The 11,229-nt window shown below is 64.9% G+C and carries 9 protein-coding genes; 3 read left to right on the top strand and 6 right to left on the bottom strand.

The annotated features are described in order from the left end of the window. Positions 1–188: 188 nt before the first annotated feature. Entirely contained in the window at positions 189–1,574 is a 1,386-nt protein-coding gene (locus J1M81_RS19145) for a cystathionine beta-synthase (RefSeq protein ID WP_027496256.1), read from the bottom strand. Positions 1,575–1,669: 95 nt separating this feature from the next. Between J1M81_RS19145 and J1M81_RS19140 the strand changes: the two genes are divergently transcribed. Beyond that, positions 1,670–2,683, top strand: coding sequence for an SGNH/GDSL hydrolase family protein (locus J1M81_RS19140; protein ID WP_032365669.1), 1,014 nt, complete (start codon positions 1,670–1,672; stop codon positions 2,681–2,683). Positions 2,684–2,755: 72 nt separating this feature from the next. Then, positions 2,756–3,976: an acetyl-CoA C-acetyltransferase gene (locus tag J1M81_RS19135; RefSeq protein ID WP_032399669.1), complete on the top strand. Its 1,221-nt coding sequence runs from the start codon at positions 2,756–2,758 to the stop codon at positions 3,974–3,976. 321 nt (positions 3,977–4,297) lie between these two features. On the opposite strand, the gene J1M81_RS19130 is transcribed toward J1M81_RS19135, so the two are convergent. Beyond that, on the bottom strand, positions 4,298–5,599 hold the full coding sequence (locus J1M81_RS19130) for an MFS transporter (RefSeq protein ID WP_032400660.1): 1,302 nt from the start codon (positions 5,597–5,599) through the stop codon (positions 4,298–4,300). Positions 5,600–5,882: 283 nt separating this feature from the next. Here J1M81_RS19130 and J1M81_RS19125 point away from each other — a divergent pair, with 283 nt between their 5' ends. Next, positions 5,883–7,298 carry an FAD-binding oxidoreductase gene (locus J1M81_RS19125; protein ID WP_219519219.1) on the top strand — a complete coding sequence of 472 codons (1,416 nt, stop codon included), beginning with the start codon at positions 5,883–5,885 and terminating at the stop codon, positions 7,296–7,298. Here the strand turns inward: J1M81_RS19125 and J1M81_RS26875 are convergent. From J1M81_RS26875 to paaZ, 4 genes are read right to left on the bottom strand one after another with little or no spacing between them, the layout of a single operon-like run. Further along, on the bottom strand, positions 7,276–8,385 hold the full coding sequence (locus J1M81_RS26875; protein ID WP_206498599.1) for a CdaR family transcriptional regulator: 1,110 nt from the start codon (positions 8,383–8,385) through the stop codon (positions 7,276–7,278). The two genes, J1M81_RS19125 and J1M81_RS26875, sit on opposite strands and share 23 nt — an antisense overlap. A gap of 30 nt (positions 8,386–8,415) precedes the next feature. Further along, positions 8,416–8,784: a hydroxyphenylacetyl-CoA thioesterase PaaI gene (gene paaI / locus J1M81_RS19115; RefSeq protein WP_206498614.1), complete on the bottom strand. Its 369-nt coding sequence runs from the start codon at positions 8,782–8,784 to the stop codon at positions 8,416–8,418. A gap of 23 nt (positions 8,785–8,807) precedes the next feature. Beyond that, positions 8,808–9,125 (bottom strand): EthD family reductase, encoded by a 318-nt coding sequence (locus J1M81_RS19110; protein ID WP_206498598.1) that lies wholly within the window; start codon positions 9,123–9,125, stop codon positions 8,808–8,810. Then, a complete protein-coding gene (gene paaZ / locus J1M81_RS19105; RefSeq protein ID WP_057472494.1) occupies positions 9,122–11,149 on the bottom strand; it encodes a phenylacetic acid degradation bifunctional protein PaaZ in 2,028 nt (675 codons plus the stop codon). The genes J1M81_RS19110 and paaZ overlap by 4 nt, the downstream gene beginning before the upstream one ends. Between the last annotated feature and the right edge of the window lie 80 nt (positions 11,150–11,229).

The following is an 11,229-nucleotide window of genomic DNA, read 5'->3' as shown; positions in this document are numbered from 1 at the left end:
GAACACTACGACACGCTCACCTCCCACTCGCATCGATCACCATCCCGGCAACAGGAAGCGGTGGCACACACGACGGTGCGTGCCACCGCTTCACCATGCCGTCGTTGACAGGCCGACCTCCATATGAAGGCGGCTGCGCCGCTTGTGAGCGGAACCTCGTAGCCTGCTACGAAGTTCCACTCACATGCCTAGGCACCCTTACTGAGGAAACCGAGCAGATCGTGGCGGGTGATGACGCCGACGGGCTTACCCTCTTCGACGACCATCAGCGCATCGGACTCCCCGAGGGCCTTGGTGGCGTCGGAGACGGTTTCGCCGGCACCGATCAGCGGGAACGGCTCACTCATGTGCTTGGCTACCGGGTCGGCCAACGCTGCGCGACCCTCGAACACGGCGCTGAGCAGATCGCGTTCGGTGACGCTGCCGGCGACCTCGCCTGCCATGACGGGCGGCTCGGCTCCGACGACGGGCATCTGCGAGACGCCGTACTCGCGCAGAATCTCGATGGCGTCACGCACGGTCTCGGACGGGTGGGTGTGCACCAGATCGGGCAGGGCACCGGACTTGCCGCGCAGCACTGCGCCGACCGAGGTCTCCTCGGTGGTGCCGTCCAACCGCGAACGCAGGAATCCGTACGAGGACATCCACGAGTCGTTGAAGATCTTCGCCAGGTAGCCGCGGCCACCGTCGGGCAGCAATACGACGACCAACGCGTCGGGACCTTCGCGTTCGGCAACCTGAATGGCCGCGACAGCAGCCATGCCGCACGAGCCGCCGACCAACAGGCCTTCCTCGCGGGCGAGGCGACGAGTCATGTCGAACGAGTCGTTGTCGGACACGGCAATGATCTCGTCCGGGATGGACGGGTCGTAGGCGGTCGGCCAGAAGTCCTCACCGACACCCTCGACCAAGTACGGACGTCCCGTGCCACCGGAGTACACCGATCCCTCGGGGTCGACGCCGATGACCTTGACCTTGCCGCCGGAGACCTCCTTGAGGTACTTGCCGGTGCCGGAGATGGTGCCGCCGGTGCCGACGCCTGCGACGAAGTGCGTGATCTTGCCGTCGGTGTCGGCCCAGATCTCGGGCCCGGTGGTCTCGTAGTGGCTGGCCGGGCCGGCCGGGTTGGCGTACTGGTTCGGCTTCCACGCTCCCTCGATCTCGCGGACGAGTCGGTCGGAGACGCTGTAGTAGCTGTTGGGGTCTTCGGGCGCGACGGCCGTGGGGCAGACGACGACCTCGGCACCGTAGGCACGCAGCACGTTGCGCTTGTCCTCACCGACCTTGTCGGGGCACACGAACACACACTTGTAGCCACGCTGCTGAGCGACGAGCGCGAGGCCGACGCCGGTGTTACCGGACGTGGGCTCGACGATGGTGCCGCCGGGCTTCAACTCGCCCGAGGCCTCGGCTGCGTCGATCATCTTGACGGCGATGCGGTCCTTCGACGAACCACCCGGGTTGAGGTACTCGATCTTGGCTGCGACCGTGCCGGCGCCGTCGCCGATGACGGAGGACAACTTCACCAACGGGGTGTTGCCGATGAGTTCGGTGATGTGCTGTGCGATGCGCATTGCTCCATCTTCCCAGATGCAGGTATCGGACTCTCGGCCACGGCTGTCGACACCCGCATACGATGGTGAGGGGGCACGACGAGAGGGATCGATCTGTGACGGCGAGCGGATGGCGTACCGCCGCGAAAGCGAGCGCCGCGACGGTACTTGCAGGCTCAGGAGCAGGGACTGCGTCCTGGGCCGCGTACCGACATCTGATGGGACAGGCCGCCGCGGCTCGCGGTGTCATCGGACGCAACATTGCCAAGCCACCCGAGGCCGACGGGGTCTACACCGCCGGCTGCGCAGCACCTGAGCGGTGGCGCATGGGAAGTTCAGCAGATATTCATCTGATGATCTTCGGCGACTCCACCGCGGCAGGCGTGGGTTGCACTGTGGCCGACGAGGTCCCGGGTGTCCTGCTCGCCCGCGGGTTGGCCGAGGAAACCGGTCAACGAATCCGCTTGAGCACCAAAGCAATTGCCGGTGCCACGTCCAAGGGACTCGAAGGTCAGGTCGACGCCATGTTCGTCGCGGGCCCGCCGCCCGATGCCGCGGTGATCTTCATCGGCGCGAACGACGTCACCAAGAAATTCTCCATTCCGGCATCAGCGGCCAGGCTGGGCGATGCAGTCGAACGATTGACGGCCAAGGGCTGCGTCGTCGCCGTGGGAACGTGCCCCGATCTCGGTGTCGTGACGGCCATTCCGCAACCGCTGCGTACCGTCGTCCGCAATTGGGGTCGGCGGCTGGCCCATGCCCAAACGGCCAGGACTCTCGGCGCCGGCGGGCATCCGGTCGCCCTGGCGGATCTGCTGGCACCGGAGTTTCTGGCCGCCCCCGACACGATGTTCTCGGCGGACCGCTTCCACCCGTCCGCTGCGGGTTACGAGCTGGCCGCGCAACAGATTCTGCCGGTGCTCGCCTCGGCCCTCGGCGTATGGCACGGCGGTCCACTGCCCGAACTGCCGACGGTGTCCGCCGCCGCCGAATCACGCAGAGCCATCCCCCGCGCCACCGCCGCAGTGGACCGCTTTCTCCGGCGCAGAACTGCCGAGCTCGACGCCGAGATCGACAGCGCGGCGGAGGATCTCCTACGTCGTGGCGATGGCCGTTCGGCGGGGTTGTAAGTTCGATCAGGAGACATCGCCTACTCGGCGGTAACAGAGCAGATAAGCAGTATCGATATCGAAGGAGATCTCATGCCAGAGGCAGTCATCGTCGCCACCGCGCGCTCACCGATCGGCAGGGCGATGAAGGGTTCGCTCAAGGACATTCGTCCCGACGACCTCACCGCTCAGATGGTCGCCGCCGCGCTGGCCAAGGTGCCCTCGCTCGACCCGAAGGACATCGACGACCTGCTCCTGGGCTGCGGCCTGCCCGGCGGCATGCAGGGCAACAACCTCGCCCGCATCGTCGCGGTTCAGCTCGGCTACGACTCACTGCCCGGAACGACGATCACGCGCTACTGCTCGTCCTCGCTGCAGACCACCCGCATGGCGCTGCACGCGATCAAGGCAGGCGAGGGTGACGTGTTCATCTCCGCAGGCGTCGAGAGCGTGTCCAGCTTCATCCACGGCAGTTCGGATTCGCTTCCCGAAAGCCACAACCCGATCTTCGCCGACGCCGAGGCCCGTACCAAGAAGGCACAGGAAGAGGGCGCGGACAGCTGGACCGATCCCCGCGAGAACGGCGAGCTGCCCGACGCGTACATCGCGATGGGCCAGACGGCCGAGAACGTCGCCCTGCTCACCGGCATCAGCCGTGAGGATCAGGACCGCTGGGGCGTCCGCAGCCAGAACCGCGCGGAAGAGGCCATCAACGCCGGCTTCTTCGAGCGGGAGATCACCCCGGTGACCCTGCCCGACGGCACCGTCGTCAGCACCGACGACGGCCCTCGCGCCGGCACCACGTACGAGAAGATCAGCCAGCTCAAGCCTGTCTTCCGTCCGAACGGCACCATCACGGCGGGTAACGCGTGCCCGCTCAACGACGGCGCAGCAGCGCTCGTCATCATGAGCGACACCAAGGCCAAGGAGCTGGGCCTGACCCCGTTGGCCCGCATCGTCTCCACCGGCGTCACCGGCACGTCTCCCGAGATCATGGGCCTGGGGCCGATCGAGGCCACCCGTAAAGCGCTGAAGATCGCGGGCATGTCCATCTCCGACATCGACCTGTTCGAGATCAACGAGGCCTTCGCCGTGCAGGTCCTCGGCTCGGCACGCGACCTCGGCATCGAAGAGGACAAGCTCAACGTCTCCGGCGGTGCCATCGCGATCGGCCACCCGTTCGGCATGACCGGTGCCCGCATCACCACGACTCTGCTGAACAACCTGACGACACACGACAAGACGTTCGGTGTCGAGACCATGTGCGTCGGCGGCGGCATGGGCATGGCCATGGTGCTCGAACGTCTCAGCTGATCCGAGACGCACAACGGAAAAGCCCCGCCCTCCGATGGCGGGTTCTAACGATCCCCGCAACACCCTCGATTTGAGGGAGTTGCGGGGATCGTGGCATGTGCTGGGTTGAAGGTGCGGTTTTTCGAGGCGTTGGACCGTGAGGACGGGAATGTCAGCGCGGCCGAACGTTGCCCACCGCCTCAACTCCCGTCCACGCAAAACGCTCGGCTGGAAAACTCCAGCCGAGCGTTTACGTGATCTACTGACAGGCATCTGACCATCAGGTGTTGCGAGGACCCCTAGAATCCGCCCTATCGTTTCGGGGCTTTCGTCGTACGAGTGTCAGACGTTCAAATCCCCGTCTCGACGGTTTTTGATCCGTGAGGTCGCAATGAAGGAGACGGCCGCCAGAATCATCAGGTAGATCGAGATGGACATCGAGGTACCCGTGCCCTTGAACAAAGCCTCTGAGATCGTTGGGACGAAGGCTCCACCGAGCACGGTGCCGATGGCGTAGCCGATCGATGCTCCACTGAATCGGACTGCTGCGGGGAACATCTCGGCGTACAGAGCCGGCTGTGGACCGTAGGAGAGTCCGAGTCCGACGGCGAAGAGACCGAGGGCCACGTAGATCCAGTGCAACTCACCGGTGTCGACGAGCAGGAAGAACGGAATGGCGCACAACACCATTGCCGCGTTTCCGACGTTCATGATGGTGGTGCGGGCATAGCGATCGGACAGATACGCACCGAGAAGTGTGAACACTCCCCAGACCATGGCCGCGAACAGGCTGGCCACCAACACGTCCACCCGAGCGAGCCCGTGTTCACGCGTCGAGTACGCCACGATGAAACCGCCGACGATGATGTACCCGTTGCCGTTGGTGCCGATGAACGACAGAGCGGCCAGCATGACCTGCTTCTTGTTGGTGCGCCACAGTGCGCGAACGGGAGTGTGGTTGCGCTCCTTGCGTTCTGCGAGCTCCTTGAACACCGGAGTTTCCTCGACGCGGCGGCGAATGTAGAAGCCGACGAGGATCAGCACGAAGCTGATGAGGAACGGAATACGCCAGCCCCAGGCCTCGAACTGCTCTTCGCTCAGCAAGCCGGTGCACAGTGCCAAGGTGCCGACCGCGATGAGCATGCCGAGCGGAACACCCATCTGAGTTGCCGCACCGTAGATTCCGCGCTTGCCCTTCGGCGCATGCTCGACGGCCATCAGCGCAGCGCCGCCCCATTCACCGCCGGTGGAGAAGCCCTGGAGAATGCGCAGCACGATCAGGATGATCGGAGCCCAGATGCCGATGGTCGCGTAGGTGGGCAGCAGTCCCATACCGACGGTGGCGGCACCCATCAGCGTCAGGGTGGCGATGAGCACCTTCTTGCGGCCGATCTTGTCACCGAAGTAGCCCGCCACGATGGCACCGAGAGGCCGGAAGATGAAGCTGATGCCGATGGTGACGTAGGCAACCAGCTGGCCCGCGGTCCCCATCGGTGCGAAGAACAGGTTGGCGAAAATCAAAGACGCTGCCTGCGCGTAGATGAAGAAGTCGTACCACTCGACGGTGGTACCGACCATGCTGGCCATCGCGGCGCGGCGATGCTCACGCGACACCCCGGTAGGCGTCTCGACCTGTGTTGACATCGACTTGTCTCGTTTCGTTCGGGCTCCGGCGCTCGTGAGAGGAAGCGGCAGTTCGGAGTGTCGTGGGGTAGGAACAGCGGCGGACTCGACAACCGACGAACCGGATAAAACTCACCGTCCATTCGGTCGGTAATTACTGTGACCGGCACCACCGTAGTTTGTCAAGGTGGTCGCGATCTCCACAGCGCAATCGACCCACTTCGTGGGGAATTACCGATCCGAGCCCCTCGCTTCGTCCGAAACGACGCAGACATCGACAGTGACGCCGGTCATACTCGAACTCATGGCCGCACCCACGTCGACTTTCGTTCATCTCTCTCCGATCATCGACGACCTGATGCGCGCTCTGGGTACGGATGCGGTGGTCACCGACCCGGATATCCTCGAGAGCTTTCGACACGACGCAGCCGCCCTCTGCGAATCAGCCCTTCCGCTGGCAGCGGTACTGCCGAGCACGGAAGCGCACGTGCAGGCAATCATGAGAATCGCTTCGGCACATCGCATTCCCGTGGTGCCACAGGGAGCTTTGACCGGTCTGGCGGGAGCGGCGAATGCCGGCGTCGGGGTCATCGCCCTCAACACCCGGCGCATGAACGCGATCGTCGAATTGGACGTCGTCAACCGCACTGCCGTCGTGCAACCCGGCGTCACCAACAAAGAGTTGAAAGATGCCGCCCTACAACAAGGACTGACGTACCTCCCTGATCCATCCAGCTGGGAGGCGTCGACGATCGGGGGCAACATCGCCACCAACGCCGGCGGCTTGTGCTGCGTGAAATACGGCGTCACAGCACGATTCGTCCGTGGGCTGCGAGTCGTACTCGCCGACGGCCGGGCGACGTTCGTCGGCCGACGCACCGTCAAGGGCGTGGCCGGTCTTTCTCTGGCGGAGCTGTTCGTCGGATCCGAGGGCACACTCGGCATCATCACCGAGGCGACCGTCGGCCTCGAATTTCCCGCTGCGACCCCTTTGACCATGGCAGCGACCTTCCCGTCCACCGTCGCGGCGGGAGAGGCGGTGTCACGTATACGTGCCGCTGGTATCACTCCGAGCCTGTTCGAGTTGTTGGACCGCACCACCATCGCCGCCATCGACGCCTACGCGCGGATGGACTTCGGCACCGACGCAGCAGCCGTGTTGATCGCCCAATCCGACATCGGTGCAGGCGCTGTGGAGGAGCTCGAGGCGATTGCCGCACTGTGCACCGAATCCGGTGCGACCGACGTGGCCGTCGCCGAGGACGAGGTCGAATCCGAGCAACTCGTGCAGGCCCGTCGTCTGGCGTACCCGGCGCTCGAGCGTCTCGGTTCACCGTTGGTAGACGATGTGTCCGTTCCCATTTCACAGCTGGCCGCGATGATCGACGAGGTGGGCCTGGTTGCAGACCGGCTGGGTATCGTCATCGGAGTCGTCGGCCATGCCGGAGACGGGAACATCCATCCGACGGTGATCGTCGACCCCCTCGATCCCGCGTCATTGGTCAAGGCGCACCGAGCATTCGACGAGATGGCAGCATTCGCTCTCTCACTCGGCGGAACCATCACCGGTGAGCACGGGGTCGGCCTGCTCAAGCGCGATCTACTCGAGACCGAACTCGATCCGGTTGCAGCGGAACTGCAGCGCGGCATCAAGGAACTGCTCGACCCGCATTACCTGCTCAACCCCGGGAAAGTACTCACCGCTCGCCCCCGAGCCTGAGCGACATCCACGCCAGCAACCGGGTGTCCGCGTCCGCGAGATCGAGTCCGAACAACTCCTTGGTACGCCGCAGCCGGTAGCGGAAGGTGTTGGGATGCAAATACAGCGATGCCGATGCGGCAGCGACATTGGATTCGTGTGCCAACAGAGCCAGCACCGTCGCGGCGTAGTCGGTGCCTTCCGTGGCATCGCAGGCGAGCATGCGTTCGACGGCAGGCAACGCCAACGACACCTCCGACAGAGCTGCCCCTGCCCTACGCAGCGTGGCGTGGACTCGGACGTCATCGAACAGAACGGTCGGAGAACCGTCTTCGCAGGCGTCGAGCGCCCACTGCGCATGCACTCGTGCAGTCGACGGGCGCTCATCCGGTCCACCGATTGCGAACATCACCGGGATACCGAGGGACGACACGGCCCGGAGTCGAAGCTGCTCCAATTCGCCTACTGTGACGGAGTTCTCGGACCTCATGACGAGGTACACGGCGCCGTCGATCACGACAGCACCCGAATCCTGCTGCTGCCCGAACGTCAGCTCGAGCATCCCTCGCAGTCGTGACGCGGCGGCTTCCGGCCGATCCGACGCCGTCCTGGCCGCCACTACCGTGTACAGCTGCCCATGGGGTGTGACGGCAGCTGGGTCGGTCAGTAACTCACGCGCCCTGGGGCGTTCGATGCCAGCAGCCTGCGCTCGCTGGCTCAACAACGGCGCTGCATCAGCTGCTGCCCGTTGCAATGCGGCCACAGCCGTCGGCTCGGGCGGCGATACCTCCGCGGTGGGGACAATGCACCAGATAGAACCGAGATACTCGTCGCCACCGGTTACCGGGACGGCCAGGCGAGGCAGCACGCCGGCTACGGCGACGACCCGCACCGCGGAACTGCGCCGGAATTCCTCGTCGGTGTGGTGCGCCATGTACTCGGCCGGCACCTGCTTGCCGAGAATTCCGTCGCGTCGCACGTCGTCGATCGGTTGCCCGGGCAGCGACGAGTAGGCCACGACGTAGCCGGCGGGGTCCATGACGGATACCGCGCCGCCCACAGCAGCCGCCGTGGCGTCTGCCAGCGCCGACAGGTCTGCAGTGGTCACCGACTCACAGTACTTCCACGCGCCGGATCGCTAGCGCGCTATCGTGCGACTGTCGCCTCGGAATTCGGCGATCAGCTCGTCTCGGCACGTCACCGACACATCGTAGAGGCCGTTCCGGCCGAACCGCGCACGCTCGATGGCGTCCGCAACCAGCACGTCACCGGCCTTCGTCGGACGGAGATAGCGGATGTCGCATCGTGCCGCGACGGCCGAGTCCTCGTGCGAGTTGCAGGCCATCGCGAAGGTGGTGTCCGCAAGCAGGAACACGTAGCCGCCGTGGGTGATTGCATAGCCGTTGACCATGTCCTCGGTGATGACCATCGACATTCTGGCGTGGCCGGGTGACAGCTCGATCAGTTCGATGCCGAGCTTGCGGGACGCGGCATCGACCTCGAACATCTCCCGCGCAATAGGCGAATCGGTCACGGCCGCAACACCGACTGCTCGTTCTGGGTGAACATCGTGACGCCACCGGTCGCGAAGTTCCGCAGATCCTTGCCTGCCGCTGTCATCTCGGGCGAAGCCAACCCTGCCTTCAGCGATGCCTCGTCCGCGAAGTACAGACTTGCGATTGCGTAGTAGGGCGGCGGGGACTCGTCGAGCGAGTCGAGCGTGCCCCAGGTGAAGTCGACCAGGCCGGGAACTGCGCGAGCGAGGGGCACGTGCACCTTGGTGTAGTGCCGATCGAAGGCGGCAGGGTCCTCGGGTATTCCGTAACAGACGGCTACTCGCACGCTCATGACGCGGCCTCGGGCTTCGCGACCAGAGTGAGTACGTCGTAGGTGGCGACGGGGTCACCGTCCTGGTTGACGACCACTGCGTCCCACCGCACCTCGCCGTAATCGGCACTTTGGCGCGGTGTGATGAGCTTGGCCGTCAACGTGACCGTCAGCGAATCCTCGGCCTTGACCGGCGTCAGGAAGCGCAGGCTGTCGACGCCGAAGTTCGCCAGGACGGGGCCCGGTGCCGGGTCGACGAACAGCCCTGCGGCCAGCGAGACCACCAGGTAGCCGTGCGCCACGATGCCGCCGAACAACGGATTTGCCGCTGCCGCTTCGGGATCGGTGTGCGCGTAGAACGTGTCGCCGGTGAATTCGGCGAAGTGATCGATGTCGGCGCGGGTGACCTGTCGTGGGCCACCGACGATGGTATCGCCCAGTCGCAGTTCGCCGAGGTTCTTGCGGAACGGGTGAACGTCGCCGGTCGTCTGCTTCGCTCCGGTGACCCACTTGTTGCCGATGGCCGTCAGCACGTCCGGGGTTCCCTGGATTGCGGTGCGCTGCATGTGGTGCAGGACGCCGCGGATACCGCCGAGTTCTTCACCACCGCCTGCGCGGCCGGGTCCGCCGTGCACCAGTACCGGTAGCGGCGAACCGTGACCGGTCGATTCCTTGGCGTCCTCGGAATTCAGGACCAGGATGCGCCCGTGATACGGAGCGGTGCCCAGGACGATCTCGCGCGCGATGGCCGAATCTTTGGTCACCAGAGATGCGACCAGAGAGCCCTTTCCGCGGGCGACGAGGTCGAGCAGGTCCGCGGTGCTGTCGTAACCGATGACGGTGGAGACGGGCCCGAATGCCTCGATCTCGTGCGGTTCGGGTGCGCTCTTGTCGCCGGCCTTCAACAGGACCGGCGCCATGAAGGCACCAGGCCGTGAATCCACGGAGTCGGGATCACCGAAGACGACGGTGGCCGACTTGATCAGTCCACGAATGGATTTGAGGACCTCGTCGCGCTGGTCGATGCTGGCGAGTGCACCCATTGTGACGCCGTCGTCCTGCGGGTCACCGACGACGACCTTGTCGAGCTTGGCCTTCAGCGCCTCGATGACGGGTTCGACCGAGTCCTGCGGCACCAGCACGCGGCGGATGGCCGTGCACTTCTGGCCGGCTTTGGATGTCATCTCGGTGAAGACACCTTTGACGAACAGATCGAACTCCGGATCGCTCTGTGCCACATCGGAACCCAGGATGGACGCGTTGAGAGAATCGGCTTCCGCCGTGAAATGGAGTCCCTCGCCGACGACGTTGGGGTGTGAGCGCAGGGTCGCAGCGGTATCGGCCGATCCGGTGAAGGCCACCGAGTCCTGGCCGCCGAGGTGGTCGAGGACACCGCGGGCACTGCCGCACAGCAACTGAACCGACCCCTCGGGCAGCAACCCCGACTCGATGATCCGACGGAAGACAAGCTCGGTCAGGTACGCAGTTTGGCTGGCGGGCTTGACGATCGAGGGCACGCCCGCGATGAACGCGGGTGCCAGCTTTTCGAGGAAGCCCCAGACGGGGAAGTTGTACGCGTTGATCTGCACGGCGACGCCGCGCCGGGAGGTGTAGATGTGCTGACCGAGGAAGGTGCCCTTCTTGCCGAGCTGCTCGATGGCGCCGTCGAGGTAGACCGTCTCGTTGGGGAGTTCACGTCGAGCCTTGCTCGCGTAGCTCAGCACGGTGCCGAAACCGCCGTCGATGTCGACGCCGGAATCGCGGGTGGTAGCTCCGGTGTGCCGGGAGAGTTGGTAGAACTCCTCTTTGCCTGCCAAAAGTGTCAGACCCAGTTGCTTGAGCAGGGCTGCACGTTCGTGGAACGTCAGGGCTGCGAGCGCGGGGCCGCCGACGGTGCGGGCGTAATCGATCATGCCTGCGACGTCGAGACCGCTGGACGACACCCGGGCGATCTCACTGCCGTCGACGGCGCTCAGCAGCGGCGTTCCCTCGTCGGTCGCGGAATACCACGTGCCCTGGGCATAGCTTTCCAGAAGTCTGCTCACAACGCCTCCATCTCACCGTACGTTCGGTCGGTAATTACCATCGCCGCCGAACGCCGAGAAGTCAAGACCAGGAGTGGAGC

Origin of the sequence: Rhodococcus sp. KRD175, from assembly GCF_017168275.1 — a bacterium.
In the GTDB taxonomy this organism is placed as follows: domain Bacteria; phylum Actinomycetota; class Actinomycetes; order Mycobacteriales; family Mycobacteriaceae; genus Rhodococcoides; species Rhodococcoides fascians.
The sequence above is the reverse complement of the archived record's forward strand: the minus strand, read 5'-3'. Positions and strand labels throughout refer to the sequence as shown.

Excerpts from the sequence above, each read along its gene's own strand:
- J1M81_RS19145 (WP_027496256.1), bottom strand. The coding sequence starts at position 1,574 with ATGCGCATCGCACAGCACATCACCGAACTCATCGGCAACACCCCGTTG.
- J1M81_RS19135 (WP_032399669.1), top strand. The coding sequence starts at position 2,756 with ATGCCAGAGGCAGTCATCGTCGCCACCGCGCGCTCACCGATCGGCAGG.
- J1M81_RS19130 (WP_032400660.1), bottom strand. The coding sequence starts at position 5,599 with ATGTCAACACAGGTCGAGACGCCTACCGGGGTGTCGCGTGAGCATCGC.
- J1M81_RS19125 (WP_219519219.1), top strand. The coding sequence starts at position 5,883 with ATGGCCGCACCCACGTCGACTTTCGTTCATCTCTCTCCGATCATCGAC.
- paaI (WP_206498614.1), bottom strand. The coding sequence starts at position 8,784 with ATGTTCGAGGTCGATGCCGCGTCCCGCAAGCTCGGCATCGAACTGATC.
- J1M81_RS19110 (WP_206498598.1), bottom strand. The coding sequence starts at position 9,125 with ATGAGCGTGCGAGTAGCCGTCTGTTACGGAATACCCGAGGACCCTGCC.